Source organism: Rhodoplanes sp., assembly GCF_013377085.1.
Lineage (GTDB): Bacteria > Pseudomonadota > Alphaproteobacteria > Rhizobiales > Xanthobacteraceae > Rhodoplanes.
This window is the reverse complement of sequence record NZ_JACAAX010000005.1, coordinates 14,785-39,602: the sequence shown is the minus strand read 5'-3', so window position 1 is coordinate 39,602 and position 24,818 is coordinate 14,785. Positions and strand designations below refer to the sequence as shown.

Sequence of the window (24,818 nt, the reverse complement as noted above, 5' to 3'; positions counted from 1 at the left end):
TTCGTATGTCCGGTTGTGGCAACGGGAGGGGGCCCGCTCGCCCCGATCGAGGGTCGATTGGACATGTCGGCTCGGAGATCGCCGGGCCGCTGGCACACCACTTGCCTGCTCCAGGCGATGACCCGCCCAGGAGAGGAAGTGCGAGACATGATCCGATCGTTCTTAGCCGGAGCCGTCGCCGTGACCATCGCCGCCGTTACGGCGACACCCGTCCTGGCCGAGACGGACATCAAGTTCGCGCTCGACTGGAAGTTCGAGGGGCAGTCGGCGCCGTTCTTCGTCGCGTTGGACAAAGGCTACTACAAGGCCGAAGGCCTGAACGTCACGATCGACTCGGGCGCCGGCTCGGTGTCGGGTATTCCGCGCGTCGCGGTCGGCACCCATCAAATGGGGTTCTTCGACATCAATTCGGTGATCCGGTTCCGCGACCAGACTCCCGACAAGGATCTCAAGGTCGTGATGATGCTGCACGACCGCCCGCCCTTCGCGATCGGCACGCTCAAGCGGACCGGCATCGTCAAACCAAAGGATCTCGAGGGCCGCATTCTCGGGGCGCCCGCCGCCGACGGCGCCTTCGCCCAATGGAAGGCTTTCGTCCAGGCCAACAACATCGACGAGACCAAGGTCAAGATCGAGAACATCGGTTTCCCGGTGCGCGAGCCGATGCTGGCCGACGGCAAGGTCGACGCCATCGCCGGCTTCACCTATTCGATGTACTTCAACCTGTTGCAGAAGGGGATCGCGCCGGAGGACATCAAGATGATCATGATGGCCGATCACGGCCTGCTGCTCTATGGCAATGGCGTCATCGTCAATCCCGACTTCGCCAAAGCGCATCCCGAGGCGGTCGCGGGCTTCGTGCGCGCCCTCGCCAAAGCCGTGAAGGATACGATCAAGGATCCCGAGACGGCGATCAAATCGGTGATGAAGCGCAACGAAACCGCCGACGAGAAGGTCGAGCTCGAACGGCTCAAGCTCATTCTGCGCGACAACATCGTGACGCCCTGGACCAAGCAGAACGGGTTCGGCGACATCGACCCCGTGCGATACGCCAAGTCGATCGAGCAGATCGCCGTCACCTACGAGTTCAAGAACAAGGCGAAGGCGGTGGACGCGTTCACCGACAAGTTCCTGCCGCCGGCCTCCGACCGCAAGCTGTGAGGACACGACGCCGGGCATGCCTCGCACGGCGTGCCCGGCGGTTTGCCGGGCCCCTCCGGGGTCAACCCGGGCGCCGCAGCCAATCGACCTCGGGGGCGCGGTCGCGGGCCTCGCGAGGAAGATAGCGGCCCGTCGGTGGACCGACGATCCGGCCGTCCCGGGCGACGATCCGGCCCCCCTTGATGGTCGCGACCGGCCAGCCGCGCAGGCGCTTGCCTTCGAACGGCGAGAAGTCGGACATCCCCAGCAACTCATCTGCGCGCACAACCCGCTCGAGGTCGAGGTCGACGATGGCGAGATCGGCGTCGGAGCCGACCGCGATCGTCCCCTTCTGCGGATAGATGCCGTACACCTTCGCCGGCGCGCGCGTCGCGCAGTCGACCAGAACCTCCAGCGGAACGCCGCGCTCGCGGCCGTGATGCAGCAGCACCGGCAGATGGGTGCCGAGCACGGGAAGGCCGGGTCGCGCCCCGTGCAGGCCGGCCTCCGGCTGCTTGGTGGCCCGGCAGCGCGACGTGTTGTCGGTCCCCACCGTGTTGATCGACCCCTCCAGCACACCCTGCCACAAGGCATCGTGATGGTCCCTGGTGCGGACCGGCGGCACCGCCTTGGCCAGGAACCCGTTCGGGTCGTCGCTGGCGATCCCGAGATACGGCGTCGTCGTCTCGACCGTGAACCGCAGTCCCTGCCGGCGGCCCCGGCGCACGACGTCGAGACCCTGCCGGCTCGACAGATGCACCACGTAGAGATGCGCGCCGGCCGTCCCGGCGAGGTGGAGCGCGGTCTGGATCGCCAGCGCCTCGGCCTCGGCGGGGTGCGCGAGCTCCCAGTCGGCGAGCGTGCCCTCCGGCTTCGTCTGCAGTTCCCGGCGGGCCAGCTCGATCAGCGCACCGGTCTCGCAATGCACGCAGGCGACGGCGTCCGGTCCGAGACCCGCGACGGCGCGGAAACCCCGCAGCAGCACGTCGTCCGACACCGATTTGACGATGCCGGGCAGGCCGGACATGTAGAACTTGAACGAGCGGATGCCGTACTCGGCGGCGTAGCGAGGGATCTCGGCGATCTGCTCGTCGGTGAAGATCTGCGGATGAAACACCGAGTCGACGTAGCTGACCGTGTCCATGGCGCGCCGGAACGCCGGCAGATGTTTCGTGTAGGAGTCGTCGAGGCTGCGCAGGAAAATCCCGATCGTGGTCACGCCACCGAGGACGGCGGCGCGGGTCTCGGTTTCGGCCTCTTCATCGTAGGACCGCTCGTTCCCGATGTGCGTATGGGGATCGAAGAGGCCGGGAAGCACCGTCTTGCCGGTGGCGTCGTAGACCTCGGCGGCCTCGCCCGGAAGCGCCTCGGCGAGCGCCACGATCCTCCCGCCGGCGATGCCGACATCGGCCCGCACCCGGCCGACACCCGGGATCACCAGGGCGCCGCCGCGGACGATCAGATCGTAGCGAACCTCACCGGAAGCGCTCATGCGGGCCTCGGGATCGACTCCTCGTCGGTGAACGGCCTGTCCACGATCGTCGAGACTTTTAGGCCGGCAGCAACTCGCGGGTCACGATCGAACGCGCCACCTCGCGCCCGTTCTTGATCACGTGTAGTCGCAGCGGCTGCAGTCGGATCGCCTCGTGCACGGACGGCGCCCCGACCACGACGAGATCGGCACGGCATCCCGCCGCGATGCCGTAATCGGCGACGCGGGCGCACTTTGCGGCATTCACCGTGACCATGTCCATGGCCTGCTCGAGCTCGTGCGGCAGTGTCAGTTGTGCCACGTGGGCGATCATCGAGACGCATTCGAGCGGGTCCGGCTTGCCGAACGGATAATACGGATCGTTCACGTCGTCCTGCGACGTCACGACATTGGCGCCGCGCGCCAGCAGTTCCTTGACCCGGACGATGCCGCGCCGCTTCGGCTCGCGGTCGAGCCGCGCCGAGCAGACCAGATTGATGTGCGCGTTGCACGAGATGGTGACGCCGGCCGTCGCCACCATGTCGACGATCTTGGCCGCGTAGACGTCGTTGTAGGCCGCCATCGCCCCGCAATGGCTCGCGGCGACGCGGCCCTGGAATCCCTCGCGCATGGTCTTCAGCGCGAGATATTCGAGACTGCGCGAATTCGCGTCGTCGGTGTCGTCCACCAGCATGTGGATGTCGCGGTCGTGCCGCGCGGCGATCTCGAAGCAGATGTCGATGTGATGGCGCGCTTCCGCGTCCGTGTATTCGTACCACGGCAGGCCGCCGACGATGTCGCAGCCGAGCCTCATCGCCTCGTCGAGGAGCTCGGCCGTGCCCGGGTCGCGCACGATCCCCTCCTGCGGGAACGCGACCACCTGCACGTCACACCGACCGGCGAATTTCTCCCGCGCCAGAAGCAGCCCCTCGGCGGCGCGCAGCCCGCCGACGGTGCCGACGTCGGCGAACAGGCGAAAGAACGTCGTGCCGTTCCGCACGCCTTCGGCCAGCACTGTCGCGGCGCGGGTCGCGACCTCCTCCGGATCGTAGGCGCGCTTGAACTCGTTGGTGATCTCGATCGCCTCCGGCAGCGTGCCGGAGACGTTGGGTCGCATGATCGCGCCGAGCAGCGCCTTGTCGGCGTGGAGATGCAGGTTGAACAGGCCCGGGAGCACCAGGCTGCCGGCGGCGTCGATCTCCCGGCCGGCCATACCGGTCCATGTCGGGACGACGGCGGAAATCCGGTCCTTCGCCACGGCGATGTCGACCGGATCCTGCTGCCCCCGCACCCTGGCGTTCCGAATGACGAGATCCATGTCCGCAGTCCTGTCGTCGCTGTCAGATCCGTTCGAGAATGTGCAGCCCGCGCGTCCGGTCGATCAGATAGATCAGGCCGCGGTCGTCGAAGCAGACGTCGTTGCTCTGCACCCGCGCGGCCCCGTCGGGCACCGGCGGCATGAACGAGGCGACCTCCTTGGGGGCGTGCGGATTGGCGATGTCGACGATCTTGAGGCCGCGCGCGAACCAGGCGATCGGGATTTCGGTGCTGCGGATGTCCTCGCAGAACTGATGAAGCCCGGTGTAGTCGCACTTCGGCGTCCCGTCCTCCTCGTCGACCTGGAAGCTCGCGAACGGGATCGGCCGCGTCTCGTCGGTGATGTCGACCAGCCAGAGGAAGGCCGGCGCGGTCGGTCCGGGCAGCCGAACCACGTCCTCGTCGGCGACCAGCATGACCCGACGGCCGCGCAGCGGGAACGGAACGGGCAGCGCCGTATGGGTCGGCCACGGGAACGGCGGGCTCCAGTCGAAACCGGAGACGTATTTCGGCCGGCTCATGTCCGAGATGTCGAGGATGACGAAGCCGCCGTGCCAGTAGCTGACGTAGAGCCGGTCGCCGGCCCGCATCGGGTGGTGGCAGCGATGCGCCGTGCCCTCCCAGGTCGGGGTCTCGCCGCCCGCGGCCCACTGGCCCGGCATCCACCAGCGGCCGACCTCCTCGGGCCGGTCCGGCTTCGCGAAATCGATGATCGAGACGATGTTGCCGAGATAGCCGTCGAGCTCGGGCGAGCCGTACACGTAACGGCCGTCGAAGGTGAAGCGGTGCATGCCGCGGGTCGGCCAGGCGCCGATCCGGCGCGGCGACGACGGCGTGGTGATGTCGAAAACCTCGAGACCGCCCTGGAACTCCGGGTCCTTGCGGCCGATCGGATAGACCTCGCGGTTCACCAGCATGATGCCGCCGTCGACCCGCACCTTGTGCGACAGAGTCCCGTCCGGAACCGCGATGCTCGCGAGCAGGCGCGGCTTGCTCGGGTCGCTCACGTCGATCAGCGATGTTCCGTTCGGCGGCTTGACGTGCCCGACATAGGCGACGCCGTCACGCACGACCACTTGGCCGCCGCCCGGACAATCGAAATACCCGACGACCCTCAATCCCGCCGCAGCCGCCATCACCGCCCTTTCAGCCCCGCCCATCGTCCGCTGTCCGACAGCTAAGCAGATATTTGTACACCTCTCAACGCGTGGACCACCATGTTCTGCTGATAATTAAGCCATTTCTTGCTGATATCTACGGCTTGCTGACCCTGATTTGAACGCATACAAACAAACATACATTTATTGGATCGCGCACCGTGAAAGGCAGAACGAAGTCGCCGGCCGACCGCAAGCGCCCGCGTGCGATCGCGGCCGAGACGCTGTCGCTCGCGCTTTTGCCGGACGGCCCAGCCCGCTTCGCCCAGATCCGCGACCAAATTCGGGATCTCGTAGCCCGTGGCGTGCTGGCGCCCGGCATGCGGCTCCCCCCGGTCCGCGGGTTGGCTGCTCAGCTCGGCGTCAACCCGGTCACGGTCGCCCGGGCGTATCGGGAGCTCGCCGAGGCCCGGGTGCTCGAAGGCCGGCACGGCGGCGGCAGCTTCGTCACGGCAACCGCGGCCGGCGAGACGGACGGCCCCACCGAGACCGACACGCGCCCCCTGCTCGCCGAACGCCTGTCCGAGCTTGGACGCGCGCCCGGCGTAATCGCCTTCACGGCGAATTATCCGGCGGTCGACGACGCGATCCGCCGCGACTTCCGCAAGAGCCTCACGGCGGTCGCGAGGGACCGGCTGGACGACTGCCTGCGCTACGACCCGCCATTGGGGCGTCCGAGCCTGCGGCACCAGATCGGGGCGTACCTGACGCGGCAAGGGCTCACCACCGATCCCGACAACATCCTGATCACTGCGGGCGGACAGCAGGCGATCGACCTGGCGGTTCGCGCGCTGCTCGGGCCCGGCGATCCCGTCGTCATCGAGCAGCCCGCCTATCACGGCGTGATCGGCGCGCTGCGCGGCGTCCGCGCCGCCATCGTCGAGGTTCCGCTGCACAACGACGGGATCGACCTCGATGCCTGCGAGGCAGCGATCGTACGCCGCCGGGCGAAGCTGATCTGCGTCAATCCGACCTTCCAGAATCCGACCGGCATCACCACGAGCGCGCAGAAGCGTGCCGACCTTCTCGCGCTGGCGCGGCGCTACGGCGCGGTCGTTCTGGAGGATGATCATTCCCCGGAGCTGCGCTTCCGCGGCACCGCGGTTCCGGCCCTTCGCGCCCTCGCCTCCCCGGACGACCCGGTGCTCTACGCGCGCGGCTTCGGCAAAACGCTCCTGCCCGGGGTGCGGCTCGGCTGTCTCGTCTTTCCGGAGGCTCTGCGGCGACGGCTGCTCGGCGCGAAGGCGTGTGCGGACTTGCATACGAACGGTGTCATGCAGGAGGCGATGGCCGACTTCCTGCAGAAGCAGAGCTGTTCGGGTGCGCTCGACCGCATGCGTCGCACCTACGGCCTTCGCCAGCAGCGGATTTACGATGGCCTGGTCCGTGGCATGCCGGACGGCACGCTGATCAGCCGGCCGGAGGGCGGGCTGAGCCTGTGGCTGACCTTGCCGGAGGGCGCCGACGTGGCCGAGCTCTACTTCCGCGCCGTGCACCGCGGCGTCGCATTCGTGTCGGGCGAGGTCTTCCATGCGTCACGGCCGAGATCGCGGTCGCTCCGCATCAGCTTCGGCTTGAATACCCCCGAGGAGATCGACGAGGGCGTCGTCCGCCTCTGCTCGGTCGTCGAAGACGTTCTCACGCAGCGCAGTCGCGATCGCTTCGTGACGTAGCGGCAACGCCGTGCGGGCCTGGATCGAGGCGGTCGGCGCGCCCGAGGATCGCCAGGGGCAGGACCTCCGGCGCTCCGGCGCCATGGAGACGCCGATCAGCGACGTGCGGCTGGCCAAGCTGTCGAACAGAATGGCGAACACGATCGCCACCTCGAACCGACTCCCGCGGGTTTGTCAGCCGGTCGACATGAAGGCGGCGAGGGCTGTGGACGAAGCTCGGTTGGAGTATCGCCCGCGCGGTGCCGGACCAGACCAAAACGGCGCGAAAAGCCTCGACTGGTCTCGTCCCGAAGTCTGAACCGGCCGGATCGACCTCGGCTAAATCCTTGATCCGACTGGCGGGAGCGACGGGACTCGAACCCGCGACCTTCGGCGTGACAGGCCCGAGGATTTTACCGCCACAACAATGCGTGTTCCGATTTTTGCCCCCCCGAAAGCTGCGGCAAATCGGGGCAAAGTTGGAACGATTATTCTGTCCCTTGTCGCCGAACGAATTAGCCCGCAGCATCGGGGGCTCGCGGCCGAGCGGATCGGGGGTGCACCATGCTGATGGCCGCCCTGGAAGCCGCGGCGCGTGCGCTCGGCGGCGACATCTACCACGGACAAATCCTCTGCCCCGGCCCCGGTCATTCCCCGAAGGATCGCTCTCTCGCGGTCCGGTTGGATCACCGGGCGCCTGACGGGTTCGTCGTCCACAGCTATGCCGGCGACGACTTCGCGCTGTGCCGGGACCATGTCCGCGCTCTGCTCGGGATCCGGCGCGATCAATCGAACGTCCAGGCGATCCACCGGATGCGTCCGGAGCCGGTCCGTTTTGAGGACGCAGGACGGACCGAGCAGGCGCTCGCCATTTGGCGTCAGGCGCAGCACCCGGCCGGCACGCCGGTCGAGGTATATCTGGCCAACCGCGGGCTGACGCTCCCGACCGAGGCCGCCGGCCAGGCCATCCGGTTTCATCCTGCCTGTCCGTTCCGAGGCCGACGCGTGCCGGCCATGGTGGCGCTGGTCCACGATGTGCGCATGGACGCGCCCAAGGCAATCCATCGCACGGCGATCACGCTCGACGGTCGCAAGGCCGAGGTCGACGGCGCGTCTCGCCTGTCGCTCGGCCCTGTCGGCGGCGGCGCGGTCAAGATCACGCCGGACGCGGACGTGACCCAATGCCTAGGCGTAGGCGAGGGCATCGAAACCACTTTGTCTCTGCGGCGCTTGCCTGAGTTCGTGGCCTCGCCCGTCTGGCCGCTACTCTCGGCTGGCCAAGTCGCTGCGCTCCCGGTCCTTCCAGGCGTCGAATGCTTGTGGATCGCGGTCGACCATGACGAGAACGGCCACGGTCAGTGTGCGGCTGGCACCGTTGCCGACCGCTGGCACCGAGCCGGCGTAGAGGTTCGGCTCCTCCGGCCGGTGAAGTCTGGCTCTGACATGAACGACGTCGTGCGGGAGGCTGCGTAATGGTCGATCCGAACTCGTACACGATGGAAGTCCAAGAACCCCGGCGGCTAGGGCAGCCCGAGTGCGACATGACGAACGTGACGCCTTTTCCCGGCGACCGCCGGAATGCGAGCGCCCCGCGCTTCAAGCTGATCCCCTTCGACGAGATCCAGACCTCGCCGAAACCCAGGTATGTGGTGAAGGGACTCATCCCGCAGGCCGGCCTCACGGTACTGTGGGGCCCCCCGAAGTGCGGGAAATCTTTCTGGGCAACGGACCTGGGTCTGCACATCGCACTGGACTGGGACTATCGCGGCCATCGTGTCCGGGGCGGCCCCGTGGTCTACTGCGCGCTCGAAGGTGCGTCGGGCTACGGCCCGCGGCTCGACGCGTTCCGCGCGCGACACCTCGCCGACCGGCACCGGGATGTTCCTTTCTACCTCGTCGCCTCGCCGATGAAGCTGGTGCAGGACCAACCCGCGTTGGTCGACGCGATTTGGAACGAACTCCGCGGCGAGAACCCGGCCGTCGTCTTCATCGACACCCTGAACCGCTCGATCGGCGGGTCGGAGTCGGACGATCGGGACATGGCTGCCTACGTGGCGGCAGCGGACGCGATCCGCGACGCCCTGGGTTGCGCTGTTGTCATCGTCCACCACTGCGGGCTCGACACCACCCGCCCCCGTGGTCACACCAGCCTCACCGGAGCTGCCGACGCCCAGCTCGCGGCGAAGCGCGACGCGGCCGACAACATCACGGTCACTGTCGAGTGGATGAAGGACGGCCCGGAGGGTGAGATGATCGCCAGCCGTCTGGAGCCGGTGGCGGTAGGTTTCGACGCGGACGGCGATCCTATCACTTCGTGCGTCGTGGTGGCAGTAGACGGACCGTTTCGAAAGCAGTCATCCGGGCGATCGCTGTCAGATCGACAGCGGCTCGCCCTCGAAGCACTGGCGGATGCCGCGATCGATCGCGGCACCCCGCCCCCCGCTAGCTTCGGTCTCCCGCCTGGACTCACCGTCGTGAGAACTGACGATTGGCGGAGCAAGATCTACGCGCGTGGCGACCTTGATCGCGAGGCCAAGAACCCACGGGAGGACTTCCGTAGGCTCCGGAACAGCCTTGCGGCCCGAGGTCTCATCGGTGAGCGGGACGGCCTCGTCTGGCGTGCCGCTGCCTGAGCTATCGCAGGTGTCGCATGTGTCGCACCTTTTAAGGAGGTGCGACACGACGCGACAGTAAGACCCGTCGCACTTGCGACGATTTGCGACGCGAAGCGACGGTGCGACAGACGACGGTTTTGCTTACCCAACCCAACAACCCCGGGAGAGAAGCTATGCCAGCCGAAACGCCTCGCCCTGGTGCGAACTTTTCGCGTCGGTTGACGGACTTCCACCGCTCCGAAACCGACCCCGGTATCCCCCTGCACGGGGTCGCCGAGTCGTCCCCCGACTTCCCGTCGTCGACTTCCGCGGCGCGAGCTGCAGCTTACCGGCGAGGCCGTGACCGCGTCGCGGCGGATCTCGCCGGGATCACGGCCGGCGCGGCGCTCGTAGTCGAAATCTGATCACCTAGAGGAACAGACATGACCGAACACGAGGACTTCACCCGTTATGCACCCCGAGAGACGACCCCGGACCAGATTGTCCGTGGTCTTATCGCCAGTACCGACAGCCCGCATTTAGTGGTCGGCCCGCTGGTGTGGCGGCCCTCCGATGGCACCAGGGCCCGCGTCTGGCACTTCGACATCTTCTCGTCGGAGGCCGGCCACGGGTGCCGGGCCGACATCGTCCACGTCGAGGCCGACACCGAGCAGGAGGCCGTCGCCGCCCGCGCCGAGATTCTCGGTGCCTTCGCGCGCTCGCGCCCGCCGCTGGCCGTGCACGACGTGAAGTCGTCCGAGATCGACGCGGTCCGCCTTTCCGAAGAGTTGTGGCCGGGAGAGCAGATCTCAGGGCTTCGGGCCGCGGTCGAGGCCGACCTCGCCGCGACGGCGGCCGAGCGGCGCGCCGCTGCGCGAGAACGGGCGGTGGCCAGCATCGGCGCTCTGGCAGACCGGATAGCAACTTCGCCCGACCTTCGTGATGAGTTTGCCGACACGCTCCGCCGCCAGGCCAACGCCCGAGCGGCACGCAGCCTCGCCGGGCTCGACACCGAGCTTCCGCCGGCCGACGACCCCATCGCCGATTTGATGATCACTTGGCGAGCTAGAGGGCTTTGGGCATGACCGACCGCTCGAAGTCTACCCCCAACCGACCACCCGGTCGGCCGCCTCCCGCTTCGGCTCGGCGCTCACCTGGTCGCAATCAAAGCGCGGATAGAGGGTGGGGGCAGCCGATGAGTCCGTGCAAACGTCTCGACCGTTTTGAGCGGGCGGTCCCGAGTTTCCGGCTCGTCGTGCTCGTGCACAGCCTCCTGCGGTGGACGGGGGCCCGGCTCAAGGGCGGCCGCGCGAGAGACCAATGGTCCAGCCTGGAATGAAGCTAAGAGCTTCGTTGAATTGTTCTTTCGGCGTGGATCGGGGCCACTCAGACGGATCGATGGTTTGGGGCTGCAAGGGCTGAAGCAGGTTGGGGGTGAAGTTTTAGTGAGACATCAGAATGCCCCTGTTGCTCGATGACACTCACGGTCTGACCGCCGGGATCAGCACCCCGGAGTGCCCCATAAATAGCCAGCTAATTCAATGAGGGGCTACGGGCTGGACTGGCAAGGCGAACAGTTCCCCGTCCCTCTCGGCGGCCCTATTGGGCGGCGGTCCACTGGCGCTCTTGGTGGCTTGGCCGTCAGACCGTTCTGACGAGCACTTGCCCGAGGCGTTGCGAAGCAATGCGGCCGGGCTGCCGTCTCCGCCCAGGGGCGCGTCGAGACCTCCACCGACTCCGACGCGGCGGAAGCCTCCGAAAGCCTGCAGCCGCCCCCTGTAGGGCCCTCTCGCAACGAGCGGATGCATCGTCTTACGCCCCGCCAGAAATGTCGCTAGATCTTCTGCGCTGCGGAACGCCTTCGTGGGCCCGACTGCCGCAGACCTGACAGATGAGCATTCGTGACAGCTGTGCCAGGCTCACGTCTGCCGGCAGCCCGCACCGGACCAACATGTTGCCATCCATGGTTCCGTGGTGACCGCGGCGCAAGCACTCGACACAGACATACGTCCCGGAGGGGGAGAGAACAGGCACGACCTGCGTTCAGGTCGCGGTCTGTCCGGTCAGCGAGCGCCATCGCCCCGGTCTCCGGACTGTGAGCGGCGTTCGGCGAGGAGCTGGCGCGCCTCGTCGATCGTCATCTCGCCGGCCCCGAGGACCTGGAACGCGCTCGCCGGGTTCTGGACGCGCAGTCCGGGCGACAGACCGGACTGCGGCTTCGGCTTGTCCTCGCGTGGCGGCTCGGCGCCCTCGCCGCCGCCATAGCCGAGAATTTCGACGATGATGACGGAGGGGCGGTCGCCGCCGTTGCCCTGGGTGGGCGTCGCCAGTTTCTGGGTCGCCGCCGTCGCGCTCGTCGCGGCCGTCAGGGCGGCAATGGCCGGGGCCTGGACGACCGGCACGCCCGTGGTCGTGCCCTGCACCTGGATGTTGAAGGCGTTGAAGACGTACAGCGCCGCGATGCTGAGATTGCCCGACACCCGGATGCCGGCCGCGCCGGCATCGACCGCGCCGCGCGGCGCCAGCAGCGTGACGTCCGATCGCGGGCTCTTCGGGGTCGCCTGGAGCGCGGCGATGCCGGCGCCCGTGGTGGCGCCGACCTTGTCCTCGCGGACATAGCCGAGCGGGTCGATCTTCACCAGCACGGGCGGGAAGTTCGACGAGGTTTTCGGCCCCTGCCCGGCATTGAGGTCGGCATTCGACGACCACATCAGGATGTCGCCGCCCTGCTCGGTGAACAGCCGGCTCTGGTTGAGCAAAAAGTCCTGGTCCGTGAAGGTCGAGATGGCGCCGCCGCGCAGCGTCAGCACGCCCTCGTAGCCGGCCGGGATCGCCTTGATGGCCGAGGGCAGATCGCCCAGTCCGGTATTCCCGTAGAACAGCCGGGAGCCGTCATAGGTGCGGCGTGCCGCCTGCGCGTCGGTCCGCACCGTCGAGCCGGCGATCACCCGCCCGCCGGGGCCGAGGATGCGGATGTCGCCGCCCCATTCGGTCTGGATGGTGGCCAGCCGCAAATCGAGATTGCCGGTAGGGACCAGCGCATTGGCGCCGTTGCTGCCGCCGGACAGATTGTTGGCCGTGTAGCCGAGCGCCGCCGGGAACAGCGTGTTCACGGCCGTGTAGCCGCGCGAATATTGCAGATAGGACGGGCCGTTCGGGTCGCCGGCCGCCTGCAGCTCGTCGAAATAGACATGCCCGAGCAGGAAGATGCGCTGGCGCAGCTCGGGCAGCGTCTTGAACGCGTCGTAGGCCTGGGCGTCGGAGACGTCCGTCGTGCCGTAGAGCCGGAGGAGCACGTCGGCCGCGTTCTTCTTCATCCAGTCGTCGAGCACCGCACTGTAGCGCCCGAGCACGGCGGCGGCGCTGCCGGGGACCAGATAGGCGTCGCGCAGCGCCGCGAAGTCGGCGCCCTTGGCGACGCCGAACATCACGGTGATGTCGGCGCCCTTGGCCGGCAGCCACGGATTCCATTCGTTGCCGATCGACAGGATGCCGCCGCCATAGCTCACGGTCTTGCCCGACGAGGTCACGGTCGCCGAATTGAGGAACGGCCCGAGATCGCGCCCGGCCTCGATGGTGAAATCGCCGGGCCCGCCGATCACGAAGGTGTTGCCTTGCAGGGCCGGCTCCGGCGTACCGATCCCGTTCGCGCCGCCCGGCTTGGTGAGCACCGTGGTGGCGGTGATGTCGCGGCCGGCGACGATCCGGGTGATGTCGGTCGAGGCGAGGTTCTGGCCGAAGAACATCATGTTGACGATGTCCTCGCCGGCGAAGACGCGGGCCTGTTTCGGCACCGACAGGATCACCCCGCCGCTCGCCCCGCCGATGTCGCCGCCGGCATAGATCCGCACCGGCTCGGGATCGTTCGCATGGGTGATGGTCTTGGCGTGCTGCTGGCGCTTCGTGATGTCGCTCGTGCTCGGCAGCACGGCCGGGAAGGCGAGCGCCGTGCCGGACGTGATGGCTCCGATGCCGACCGTGTAGCTGCCCTGGAACGACGACAGCGCCCCCGGCAGCCAGCCGGGATCGGTGTCGAGCATGGCGATGGTCGACGCGGCGATGTCGCCGCCGGCGTAAAGCGACAACTGCCCGGCCGGGCTCGGCGCCAGCAGGATGGCTTTCGCCGTGTAGGCGCCGCCGGCGACCGGCGCGAGGTCGCCGGTCAGCGCGACGGCACGGAGCGATCCCGGATAGACGGCCTGCTGCCCGCCGGGCGTGATCGCACCGGCGCTGTAGGTGAGCAGATAGTCGTCCCGGTTGGTCACGGTGACGCTGCCGTTGGCGGCGAGGCTCAGCGCGGCCCTGTCCGAGTAGAAGGTCGAGGCCGCGAGATTGTTCATGATCACGGTGTTGTCGGCGCTGTTGCTCTCGAACTTCTTCGGTCCGAGCGCGGCGACGCCCTGCAGGGTCAGGCTGCCGCCGGCCTCGATGTCGATGGTCGCATCGGACATGTAGAGCCGCAGCAGATTGAGGAGCCCGAGATTCGAAGGGATGCGGCCGTTTGCGGTGATGTCGCCGCCCGCCGTGATCAGGCCGGCGCCGGAGGCGACGTCGACCCGGCCGCCGAAGATGTTGCCGCCGGCCGCGATCGTCACGTCGCCGCCGCCGAAGGCCGCGATCGCCTTGGTCGAGACGCCCGCTCCGGTCGCGGTCGCGGTCGCGAGCGAATCGGTGGCGACCACCGCGAGATCGGAGACGCTCCGGCCGGCCGTGATGGCGATGTTGCCGCCGCCGAGGGTGGCGACGCCGCCGGTGAACACCTGCGGATTGATCGCCGCGTAGGTATTGGCGCCGGTGGCGCCGATCCGCCACGGCTCGGCGTTGGAGCCGGTCCAGGCGAGGCCGCCCGACACCTGCAGCCATGCGTCGCGTCGCCCGAGCACGTCGGCGCCGGCGCTGACGGTGATGGCGCCGCCGCCTTCCAGAGCGACCGGATCGGCAACCAGCACGCCGCTCCACGCCGATGGCGCGGTGGCCGTGGTGCTGATGCCATAAGCGTAGGAACTCGCGGCCGCGAGATTGTTGCTGGTCGGCAGCGCATTCGCCAGATTGATCGCGACAAGCTGCCCCGTCTCCGGGTCGGCGACGATGCTGGTGGCAGCGACGACCGGATGGCCGGCGGTGTAAACCGACGTGCCGCCGACCTGATAGCCGCCGATCATGGTCACAGGTCCGTTGGTCAGATCGATGTTGCCGGTCGCAGCGAGCGTGATGTTGCCGGTGCCGGTGCGGACCAGCGACTTGGTGTAGGCCGTCACCGGCTGGGTGGTGGTGCCCGCGGCGGGCGGCGTGTAGGTGAAATAGCTCGCGATCGTGGCTGCGTTGGGCTTGATGTAATTGGTCAGAAAGTCATTTAATGTACTCACCGACATGACGTACTGGAAGTACGGTTTGGCGTAGTAATACTTATAATTGCTGCTGTTGGGCACCGTTCCAGCCGTCGTAAGCTGGGTCAATCCCCGTGCGGTAGCGAAGGATACGAAAAGGCTGTCGATATATTGGGTGAACGCGGTTCCGCTGGAGCTAGCGGAGTTGAGAATCAGTTCGGCCGCGCCGGTAGACTTCACGTTGGCGCCCGCCACACTCGCCTGCAGTCTCGTTATCCACTGATCGACCGCAACGGTGCCGTCCGTCGTCGCCGGTTTGGTCGCAGCCCCGAAGGTTGCGTTACCATCGATATAAAGAACACTCGAATCCACGCCACTGATGGAGCTACCGGTATTGCGCGCATAGGTGTAGCTCGACAAGCCTTCGACGATGAGGTTCGCCGTCGTCGCGGCTGCGGTCCGGCTCGGATCGGCGCTGGGCGCAGCGATGCCACCGGTCACAACGTCCGCGCCGGCGACGAGGTCGTAGGAGGTCGAGCGAGCGACGCGCCCGCTGCTGTCCAAGAGCGGAAACACCACGGCGCTGCCGATCGGATCGCCGCCATTCGCGACGCTGCTGGTGCCGGCGCCCGTTCCCGATGGGAACGAGCCCAATGCGGCCGGCGAGTTCGCGGCTGCATTGTAGGGCGGTGCATTGACAACGGCGGCGCTGGGGGTCGCAAGATAGTTGAAGGAGTTGACTCCGGGCGAGAACGTGACGGCTAAATAGGAGCTCGGGTTACCTGAGACGGCGGTGAAGGCGCTCCACTCTGTCAGCACCTTGCAGACACCCGACGTTAGGCCGCTGCAACCGCCCTGGACCGTGAGACCGACGCTGCCGACCGAGGTTCCGAGCTTGTTGAGATAGGCGGGATCGGTCTGGTCGCGGAAGGTGAAGAAGCCGTCGGTGATCGAGCCCTTGAGGTCGAGCGTGCCGCCGGCGCGCAGATTGAGAACCGCCGGCTCGCCCGTGATCCTGCCGTCGACCCGATACAGCATCTGGGTATAGTTCAGCAGCAGGTTGGCCTCCTGCCCGGTCACCACCGTGTTCTTGAGCAGCCCGGCGTTGTAGGCCATGGCGTTGCCGGCGACCGCCGCGGTCTGGTTGACGATGCCGGCGCCGAGGTTCCAGTTCGACGCCAGCGTGACGTTGCCGGCGTAGGTCAGATCGATGCCGGGCTGGGCGTGGAAGGTGGGAAGCGACGCCAGGCCGCCGAGCCCGCCATAGCTGCCGGCGGAGAGCGCAAAGCCCTGGACGAAGTCGACCACTGTCGTGACGGCGCCGTTGCCCTTGTCGCCGAGAAAGTTGATGCCGGCGACCGTGGTGAGCGTGCCGTCGGTGTTGGCGGTGTCGAGGCCGGCGCTGACATCGAGCGTGACGGTGGTGCCGACGCGGGTGACGCCGGTGTAGAGCGTGCTGTCGGCGACCTTGCCGAGATCCCAGCGCTGGAAGCCGACCAGGTTGACGGCGCTGGCGCCCCTGACGCTGGAGGCGTCGTCGACCGTGATAGCGACGGTGCGGTTGCCCCCCGTCCCGGTCACCGGGGCGCGCAGCGTCAGTGTGCCGCCGACGTCGCCCTCGACGTAATGATAGTATTTCGCCCCGTTCAGATAATAGGGCACCAGCCGGTCGCCCGGCCGCTTGGCCGCGACGTCGATGACGGCGCCGCGCGCGATACTGATCGCGCCGCTGCTGCCCGACACCGAACCGTCCGAATTGATGCTCGAGGTGACGAAGTCGGTGCCGAGCGTGACATTGCCGGCCTTGGCCTGGCGGGTGTCGTCGGCCGCATAGCCGGTCGCATAGGCATTGATCACCGCGCTGCTGGCGAGCCGCACGCCGGCGCGGCCGTACAGCGCGACGTCGCCGCCGTTGACGCCCGAGGTGTCGATGGTGCCGGCGATATCGACAAAACCGCCATCTGCCGTGAGGTTCACCGACCCGGAGCGCAGCCTCTGCCCGGCGGCGAGCACCAGATTGCCCGCGTCGGTGTGAACGTTGAAGCCGCCGGTGAAGCCGAAAGCGCCGACGCGCGTATTGAGCGCGACGAGATCGACGTTGCCGCTGGTGTCGAGCGCGAAGGTGCCGCCGGCCCCATTCGGCCCGCCGGTGCCGTTCAGCGTCGCGGTGCCGAGGTCGATCGCGCCGTTCGGCACCGACAGCGTCAGCGTGCCGGCATTGCCGGTGCCGCCGCCGACCGACAGCGTCGCATCGCCGAGGCTGATGGCGCCCGCCTTGGCGGCGAGCGTGACGGCGCCGCCGGCGGCATCGGCATAGACCGGGTCGGCGCTGTCGCCAAAGCGCGCGGTGTAGCCCGGCGCCTCCAGGATCGCGCCGCCCGACAGCGCGATGCCGGTGGCGGAGCTGATCAACAGCCGGCCGGCGGTGGCGCGGATATCGGTGCCGGCGACCGATACGGACTGCCCGCTGATCGCGATGTCGCTGCCCGGAATGCCGGCAACGACCGGACGCGCGCCCACCCGGAGCGTGTCGATCGTCACGGCGGCGGCCGAGGTCAGCGTCAGGTCGGGGATCGCGGCCGTGGCGCCGGAGGCGAGCGCGGTGGCGCGATCGCCGAGATACGGCGTGTGGATCGTGAGTGGCGCGGCGCCGACGCTGAGCGCACTCCCCGCGCCTTGCGCGAACACGCCGTTCGACGCCGCCAGCGTCACGCCGCGGAAGAAGCTGGTCGCCTGCGCGGTCGCGTCGGCCGCGAGCACGGTCTGGGTGCCGACCGGCACGGTCGTCGTTACGGCGGTGATCAGCCCGAAACTGCCGGCCCCGGACGTCGAACTGAACCCGTTGGGGAAGTAGTAGCTCGATCCCGCCGGCAGGCTCAGGGTCAGGCCGGCGAACGTGACGGTGCTGCCGGCCGCCACGGTGCCGTCGGCGCCGTCGGGCAGCACGAAGCCGGTGCCGCCCGTGGCGGTGAGCGCCGTGCCGGCCGGCACGATGATCGCCGTCGGCGCCCGGAGCGTCGCGGTGACGTTTTGGCCATTTAAGGTGCCGGTCACGATCACGGTGCCGGCCGGCAGCATCACCGTCGTGTCGGCGGCGAGTTTGACCGGAACGCTGGTGGTGAGCTTGGACGCCACGGTCGCCATCGCGCCGCCGGTGAAGACGATGTCCTTGGCCGCGATGGCGAGCGTGCCGGTGCCGGCGCTGCAGGTCGTGCACACCGTACCGGCGGCGCCGGCATTGCCGAGGCTGACGGTGTTGCCGCTGATCACGACGTCGCCGTTGTCGAGGCCGGACAGCGCGGCGGCGTCGAAGCCGATGTCGGCGAAATTGTAGGTGCCGGCGGCGAAGTCGATCGACGATTGCGAGCGCACGGTGAGCGCCGCGCCGCTCCCGGTCAGCGTCGCCACCAGCGCGTCGGTGACGACCAGGCCGTTGTAGCTCGCTGGGTTGGCGCCGAAGCCGATCCGTGGCGCGCCCAGCGCCACGTACTTTGCGTTGCGCAGCACCAGGCCGGGATCGATCGTGTCGGCGCCGCTCGAGTCGAACATCACGGCCGTGCCGTCGAGCGTCGCGGCGCCGACCGCGAGGCGCGCCGTGGTCGCGGCGTTGGTGCGGGCAACCAGGCGCTGCGGGCCGTTGGCGACGCGCACCAGCGCGCCGGTGCCAGCCACCGTGTCGGAGCCGATCTTGTAGGCCCCGGTGCGGCGGTCGGAGAGCGTGCCGGTGGCCGTCACGGCGGCGCCGTCGGCGAGCGTCAGCGTGCCGGTCGCCGCGAGCAGGATCTCGCCGGCCTTCAGCGGGCTTCCCGCGTCGTTGGCGAGCAGGAGGGTCTGCGCCGCGACCAGGAGCGTCGTGGTGCCGTCGGCGTTGTCGGTGCGGGTGCCGCCGACCAGGAGGCTGTCGGCATTCAGGTTCGACAGGCTCGCCGCCGTGATGTGCAGGGCGCCGTCGGCCGGCGCGCCGGCGAGGCTCGCCAGAATGTCGATGCTCGGGCCGGTGATGTCGACCTGGGCGCCGCGGCCGCCGGCTGCGGCCGTCGTCGAGGCCACGGTGTCGACCTCGAGGGTCGCGCTCGCGTTCACGACCAGCCGCCCGGCGTCGAGCGGCAGCCGCGGTACCACCGCGCCGGCATGCGCCGCCAGCGTGGCGAAGTAGCTGTTGCCGGTGGTCAGGGTGATCTTCGACTTGGCGTCGATCACGTCCCGCGGCATCACCTCGAACACGCGCTGGGCCGACTGCGCCGCGCCCGACAGCGCGCTGCCGTACCGCCCGGTGGTCAGCACCGAGCCGTCGAGAAGCCTGGCGGTGGTGCCGGCCGCGATGGTCCCGGCGCCGGTCATCTCGACCACCCGCAAGCCGCCCGGCAGCGTCGCGTACTGGGCCGGCAGCAGCGTGTACCAGCCGGCCGAAAGCCCGTTGCCGCCGTCGAGCCACACCCGCGTCCCGGCTCCCGTCACCGACGACAGGCTCCCATAGCCGGCCGAATAGATCGGATCGTAGGCGGCGACCGGGTTGCTCGACAGCCCCGGCACGATCGCATAGACCTGCCGGCCGTCGGGATATTGCGTGCCGGTCCGGCTCGTATAGGCGTCGGGGTTGAGGCGGTTGAGGACGTCGCGCGAGCCGCCGGTGCCGGGCACGAACTCGTAGGCGTAGACGTCGCCGCCGCCCGTGAGATCGACGGTGGCGCCGGCCTGGATGCTGATGTTGCGACCGGACAGGCCGAGCAGCTTTTGTGGCGGCGCCGCGAGCGCATCGGTCGCGGTCGGGGCGAAGTACCACTCCGTCTGGTCCGTGGTGGTGCCGTAGGGGATGACGAGGCCGTTGGCCGACACCGAGGTGATGCCGCCCGCCGCCAGCGTCAGGTTTTGGGTCGCCGGCGCGAAGACCGTGGCGCTGCTGCCGCCGAGCGTCAGGGTGCCGAGCGGCACCCGGATCACGCCGCCTTGGACGATATTGGCCGCCTCCACCGTGAGATTGCCGCCGGCCGAATAGGGCGCGACCGGAACCGCGTCGCCGGCACGGGCAAACGTGATCAGGCCGCCGTTCGAGGTCGAAGGCGACGAGGTGCCCGTGGTGGTGATCGCGAAACTCGAGCCGGTGGTCGGATAGAGCTGGGCGGCCGTGAAGGCGAGATCGCCGTTGGCGGCGAGGCGGCCCGTCAAGGTCGGCGTCGTGGTGGTGACATACGGCACCACGCCGGTGAGGCGGATGTCGCCGCTCGCATTGAACGTGGCGCTGCCGACCGAGCGGTCGATCAGCACCGTGCCGGTGACGTCGATCGCCTCGGCGTCGAACACGACGCGGCCGCTGCCCGGCGCTCCCAGCGCCGGGGTCGTCATCGTCTCGAACGGGCTGACCAGCGCGACGTAAGGAGCGTCGATCGTCAGCGTGCCGCCGCCCGTTTTGATCGTCGGCATGTTCAGTTCCGGGGAGATGGTCGAGCCCGTGGCCACCACCGGCCGGCTTTCCAGGAAGAACGCGCGGCCGAGCGTGATCGTCGCGTCGCCCGCATTGCTGACGCTGCCGAGCGCGACCAGCGTCGTGAAGCCGGCCGCCGTGATCATGTCGGCCGAGACCAGATTGGCGGCCGGCGTCGCCGGGTCGTGCTGGGTCAGCACCGGGTCGAGCATCACCAGCGTGCCGCCCTCGGCCTGCGCGGCGCCGCCCACGGCCTTGATGATGGCGCCCGTCAACGTCGCGCCGGCACCGGCCGACAGCGTGCCGGCATCGCTCCACACCGGCGTCGCGACCGTGGCGCCGGCGCGGCCCAGCGTCCCGCCCACGACAGGCTGTTCGTAGAGGTCGGAGGTGCCCGACAGATCAACGACCGCACCCGGCGCCACCACCAGGCTGCGGCCGGCCTGCACCACGCCGAGCGCCGTCGTCGTCGTGCCGTTCTGGACGGAGGTTTCGACCGACAGATCCAGATAGGGCGACAGCAGCGCGGCCCGGAACAGCGTCTGGCCGGTGAGCGCGGCGACCGGCAGGGTCGCGAGCGTGCCGCCGGCGACGATGCGGCCGGTGACGATCGGCTGCCCGAGAGAACCGACCGCATCGGGATTGCGTAGGCTGACGCCGGACAGGTCGGTGACGCTGCCGGACGCCAGCCTGATCCCCTCGCCCGGGTCGAGCAGGCCGAGCTCGTAGATCGGATGGGTCTGGCCCGCCGGCGAGCCGGCGCCGGCGAGCTGCGCGTTGGTCAGCCCCGCCACCTTGCTGAGCGTCGCCTCGCTGATGCTGCCGTCGGGATTGATTGTGAACGCGTCCGACAGCGCACGGATGCCGAGCGTGCCGGCGATCGTGTAGAGCGGCGGCAGGATCGTCTGCTGGACGATGGTGCCGCCCGGCAGCCGGATGGTGCCCTCGTTGAAAAGGGCGGAGATTCCGAGGCTCGCGCCCGCCGCACCCGTCACGCTGCCGCCCTGGGCGACATGCAGCTCGAGCAGGCCGCCGAGCGTGAGGCTGACCGGCTTCTGGTCGTACGCATCCGCCGGCACGCCCGGCGTCAGCACCGAGAACAGATCGCCGCCGGTGCCGAGGGCGCGCAAGGCCGTGAGCTGGGCGGCGGTCTGCGCCGGCAGCACCGACTGCACGAGATTGAGCGTCTGACCGACACCGACCGTCAGCGTCTGCGTCGCCAGAATGGCGTCGGTACCACCCAGCCCGTTGTTGAACGGATTCGTGAACAGATCGGTCTTGTAGGACGTGATCTTGTAGCTGGAAAAGCCGGCGCTGGAGAAGAACGACAGCGGCAGCCGCGTGGCTTTGGCGCTCGCGGTGCTGGCCGTGTCGTCGCTGAACGCGAACTCCGGCGTCGTCAACGTGAAGGTGCCGCCGCCGGCAAAACCCTGCGCCCGGATCGCGTAGGCGTCGATCGAGACGCGCGCATTGATCGTGTCGGGGTTGATCTGCAGGAAAGGTTGAATACCGTTGGACTTCGACGAATAGGTCTGGCCGGTGATGCGGAAGCCGCTCAACGTGCCTTCGAGGCCGAGATTGACCCAGCTTGCGATCTCGAACCAGCTCGTCTCGGCATAGAGGCTCAGATTGCCGCCGTGGGCCGAGAGATTGAGCTTGCCGTTCCGGTCGACGCGGCCGCCGCCCGACAGGTCGAGCAGCGCGCCGTGATTGATCAGGATGCTTCCGGAGAGGTCGGCCGTGGTCGTCGCGCCCGCGATCCCCTGCGTGACCCGCGGCGCGGCGTAGAGCGTGATCGAGCCGCCGTCGAGCCAGCCCGGACCGGCCATGCCAGCCGCGTCGGCGCCGAAATCGTTGACCCAGCGGCCGGCGACCGACAGCGTGCCGTCGACGACGATGTCGTGGTCGCCGATTTGCGCAGCACTCGGCGCGAACACCGAGCCGCCGGTGATGCCGAAATTGCTGTCGTAGGTGGTGAGCGCGATCTGGCCGGACGGCACCGAGACGGTACCGTCGATGGTGATCTTGCGGCCCGCCAGCACCGTGAAGACGCCGCCGGCCGCGAGGCTCACGGTCGCGCGCTTCGGCACCGTGACATTGCCCGAGGTCCCGAGCGACACCGCCGCGAGGCCCGAGCCCGACAGGAGCGCGTCGGACAGGCGGATCGTCGACATCTGCTCGGCAGACAGATAGGAAGCCGGGTCGCGGGTCGGGATCGTCACCGAGCCGTCGGCCGCGACCTGCAGGACCTGCCCGTAGCGGAGGCCCGCCGTGTTGGCCTGATAGTCCGACGCAGGCACAACCACGATGTCGCCGCCGAAAGCGCCGGCCCCGCCGATCCCCTGCGCCTGGACGAGCAGGTAGCCGCCGGCCGGAAGCTGCGAGGGCGCCGCCTGCACGGCACGCGAGTCGCCATAGACCGACGCGGTGCCGGTGCCTTTCGTCCCGGCGGCGATCTGCCTCACGCCGGCGAAGGCCTCCGCCAGGAGCGTGCCGTCGAAGGCGGCCGCCGAGCCGACGAGAGCGAGCGAGCCGGCGTCGCGTCCTTCCGTGTACTCCGCCTGGTAGGTGCCGCCGGGCCGCAGCAGGTTGGTGAAGGTGTCGGTGACGCCCCAATGCGCATGCTTGACGGCCGAGCCGTCGTAGACGCCGACATAGGTGGCGTTGGGATCGGCCTTGCCGATGTCGACGATGCGGCCCGACGCATCGATCAGCCGGGTGGTGTGAACCACCCCGGCCTGGTACGTCACCCACCCGCCCGCGACGTTGACGACCGCGCCCGGCTTGAGGATCACGTTCGGCGCCATGGCCGCAGCCCCCGACCCGGCGACGAAGCTCGCCGCACCGAGCGTGACGTTGCCACCCCTGGTCATCAGCTCGGCCGCCGAGACGCCGACCTGCTGATAGTAGCTCGTCGCATTGATCAGCGGCGAGCCGATCCATGCGACGCCGTCGGAGCGCACGCCCGACAGCCGCGGATCGACCGTGACGGTCGTCCCGTACAGGAAACTGTTGCGATAGGCCGAGGTGTCGGCGAGGTCGTTGGTCGTCACCTTGATGTCGATGGTGTTGCGCGACGCCGGGATCGGCACGTTCTGGAGCCCCGAGACGTCGATCACGGCGCCCGTGTCGACGAACACCCGCGAGCCCGCCGGCGAGCCGAGTCCCGTGTACTGGCCCGCCGACACCCCGATCGTGACGTTGCCGGATGGCACGTAGACGAGCGCATTCGCTCCGATGTCGATCAGGGCCGGGCCGCCGACCGTGGTGGGCGCCAGCCCGGAGGCGTTGTCGTAGGAGCCGCTGATCACGACCTGCGAGCGCTTGAAGGCGGCGAGCGAGGTCTGGTCCTGCGGGATCGTCTCGCCATTGTCGTCGGGCAGGATCGATAGCACGCTGCCCGGCGCGATCTCGACGCTCGCGCCCAGGATCTCGATAGCGCCGTTGCGCGACACACCGGTGGTCGAGAACAGGCCGCCGGCATTGACGACCGCCCCGTTGCCCTTCGACACCGTCGCTGTCATCAGGATCGAGCCGCGCGGGCTCTCGATCAGGCCGGTGGCGAGATTGACAACGCTCTTGGTCGACGAGGTCAGGTCGCCGACGCTCGCAAAGAAGCCGCGGATGCCGGGGTCCGCGCTGTCGGACGCGCCGGTCGCGCGGGTGAGCGTGAGACTGTCGCCCGCCGCCAGGATCACCTGCCCGTCGGTGGAGACCAGGTGGCCCGCGTTGGTGACATTCGGCGCCGCCAGCAGGATATAGCCGCCGTCGCCGCTGGTGATCTTGGCGCCGTTCTCCACCCGCACCGACCCGGAATTCGGATAGGAGAAGGGGTTCGTTCCGATCTTGGCGGCGCTCGTCGTCGAGAAGGTCACGCCCGCGCCGCTGTTGGAGTCGGCGTAACCGAGCAGGCCGTAGTCGAGGAACTCCTGGTTGCGCTGGGCGATCGTCCGCACCGTGTTCGCGGTGAAGTCCGCCACGCGGCCGACGTCGAGGCTGGTGGCGATCAGCGCGTTGACGTTCACCTGCGCGCCGGCGCCGAAGACGATGCCGTTCTGGTTGATGACCAGCACGGTGCCGTCGGCCTTGATCGAGCCGAGGATTTGGCTCGGCGCGGCCGTGCCGACTATGCGGTTGAGCGCGATCCAGCTCGGATTGCCCTGCTGGTCGAAGGTCAACGTGGTGGCTCTGCCGACATTGAAACTCTGCCACGACAGGATGGCGTTGCTCTGCGTCTGCCGTACCGTCACGTCGACGGCGCCGCCGGCGCCGGTGCTCTGCGTCGGCATCGCCGCGCCGACCCAGGCGGTCAGCCCGTCTGTGGTGCTGTTGGGGTTCGCGACCGGCATCAGCCCGCCGGGCACGAGCCCGTTCGGCACCGTGCCGGCGGCGCTGCGTGCCAGCGCGTTCGCCGCGCTCTGGGCGTCGCGCATCGCCTTGAGCGCCTGCGTGGCCCGCGCCAGCGATTCCATCGATTGCCGCGCCGCCGCCGAGGCTTGCGCCGACGTCGCCGCCTGGGCCGCCGTCGCCGCCGCGACCGGGCTCACCCCGGTAAACCCGGACCGAAGATCCCCCGCATGAACGGCTCCCGCGGCCAGCAGCGTCACCGCGCTGACGCCCGCCAGCAAGATACCACGGCGGACGGATCGGCACCGGACCGGCTCGGGGCGGGAACATAGGGTGGCGGACATGAGGTCCTCGCACGGGAACGGCAGCGGATGTTCTGGCGCGATCATCC

The 24,818-nt window shown here is 68.7% G+C and carries 10 protein-coding genes; 6 read left to right on the top strand and 4 right to left on the bottom strand.

Annotated features, from left to right (window positions below; all coding sequences use genetic code 11):
• Positions 1 to 147 precede the first annotated feature (147 nt).
• Entirely contained in the window at positions 148 to 1,161 is a 1,014-nt protein-coding gene (locus HXX10_RS05790) for an ABC transporter substrate-binding protein (RefSeq protein ID WP_296520609.1), read from the top strand.
• A gap of 61 nt (positions 1,162 to 1,222) precedes the next feature.
• Here HXX10_RS05790 and HXX10_RS05785 read toward each other — a convergent pair whose 3' ends face one another.
• From HXX10_RS05785 to HXX10_RS05775, 3 genes are read right to left on the bottom strand one after another with little or no spacing between them, the layout of a single operon-like run.
• Complete coding sequence (locus tag HXX10_RS05785) at positions 1,223 to 2,632, bottom strand: amidohydrolase family protein (RefSeq protein WP_296520607.1); 1,410 nt, start codon at positions 2,630 to 2,632, stop codon at positions 1,223 to 1,225.
• 58 nt (positions 2,633 to 2,690) lie between these two features.
• A complete protein-coding gene (locus HXX10_RS05780) occupies positions 2,691 to 3,929 on the bottom strand; it encodes an amidohydrolase family protein (protein ID WP_296520605.1) in 1,239 nt (412 codons plus the stop codon).
• 22 nt (positions 3,930 to 3,951) lie between these two features.
• Positions 3,952 to 5,088, bottom strand: a complete 1,137-nt coding sequence (locus tag HXX10_RS05775; RefSeq protein WP_296520603.1) for a hypothetical protein — start codon at positions 5,086 to 5,088, stop codon at positions 3,952 to 3,954.
• A 158-nt stretch (positions 5,089 to 5,246) separates the two neighbouring features.
• Between HXX10_RS05775 and HXX10_RS05770 the strand changes: the two genes are divergently transcribed.
• From HXX10_RS05770 to HXX10_RS05750, 5 genes are all read left to right on the top strand, one after another.
• Positions 5,247 to 6,758, top strand: coding sequence for a PLP-dependent aminotransferase family protein (locus tag HXX10_RS05770; protein ID WP_296520601.1), 1,512 nt, complete (start codon positions 5,247 to 5,249; stop codon positions 6,756 to 6,758).
• A gap of 10 nt (positions 6,759 to 6,768) precedes the next feature.
• Complete coding sequence (locus HXX10_RS05765; RefSeq protein ID WP_296520600.1) at positions 6,769 to 7,056, top strand: hypothetical protein; 288 nt, start codon at positions 6,769 to 6,771, stop codon at positions 7,054 to 7,056.
• Positions 7,057 to 7,301: 245 nt separating this feature from the next.
• Positions 7,302 to 8,210, top strand: coding sequence for a toprim domain-containing protein (locus HXX10_RS05760; RefSeq protein WP_296520598.1), 909 nt, complete (start codon positions 7,302 to 7,304; stop codon positions 8,208 to 8,210).
• Between the two features lie 68 nt (positions 8,211 to 8,278).
• Entirely contained in the window at positions 8,279 to 9,370 is a 1,092-nt protein-coding gene (locus tag HXX10_RS05755; protein WP_296520596.1) for an AAA family ATPase, read from the top strand.
• 404 nt (positions 9,371 to 9,774) lie between these two features.
• The gene (locus HXX10_RS05750) at positions 9,775 to 10,416 is read left to right on the top strand and encodes a hypothetical protein (protein ID WP_296520594.1); all 642 of its coding nucleotides are present in this window, start codon (positions 9,775 to 9,777) and stop codon (positions 10,414 to 10,416) included.
• A gap of 978 nt (positions 10,417 to 11,394) precedes the next feature.
• Here HXX10_RS05750 and HXX10_RS05745 read toward each other — a convergent pair.
• Positions 11,395 to 24,627, bottom strand: coding sequence for a filamentous haemagglutinin family protein (locus tag HXX10_RS05745; protein WP_296520593.1), 13,233 nt, complete (start codon positions 24,625 to 24,627; stop codon positions 11,395 to 11,397).
• Positions 24,628 to 24,818: the final 191 nt, after the last annotated feature.

What these genes read in the sequence shown, in the direction of transcription:
- HXX10_RS05790 (WP_296520609.1), top strand. Translation starts at nt 148, where the DNA reads ATGATCCGATCGTTCTTAGCCGGAGCCGTCGCCGTGACCATCGCCGCC.
- HXX10_RS05775 (WP_296520603.1), bottom strand. Translation starts at nt 5,088, where the DNA reads ATGGGCGGGGCTGAAAGGGCGGTGATGGCGGCTGCGGCGGGATTGAGG.
- HXX10_RS05750 (WP_296520594.1), top strand. Translation starts at nt 9,775, where the DNA reads ATGACCGAACACGAGGACTTCACCCGTTATGCACCCCGAGAGACGACC.
- HXX10_RS05780 (WP_296520605.1), bottom strand. Translation starts at nt 3,929, where the DNA reads ATGGATCTCGTCATTCGGAACGCCAGGGTGCGGGGGCAGCAGGATCCG.
- HXX10_RS05760 (WP_296520598.1), top strand. Translation starts at nt 7,302, where the DNA reads ATGCTGATGGCCGCCCTGGAAGCCGCGGCGCGTGCGCTCGGCGGCGAC.
- HXX10_RS05755 (WP_296520596.1), top strand. Translation starts at nt 8,279, where the DNA reads ATGACGAACGTGACGCCTTTTCCCGGCGACCGCCGGAATGCGAGCGCC.
- HXX10_RS05785 (WP_296520607.1), bottom strand. Translation starts at nt 2,632, where the DNA reads ATGAGCGCTTCCGGTGAGGTTCGCTACGATCTGATCGTCCGCGGCGGC.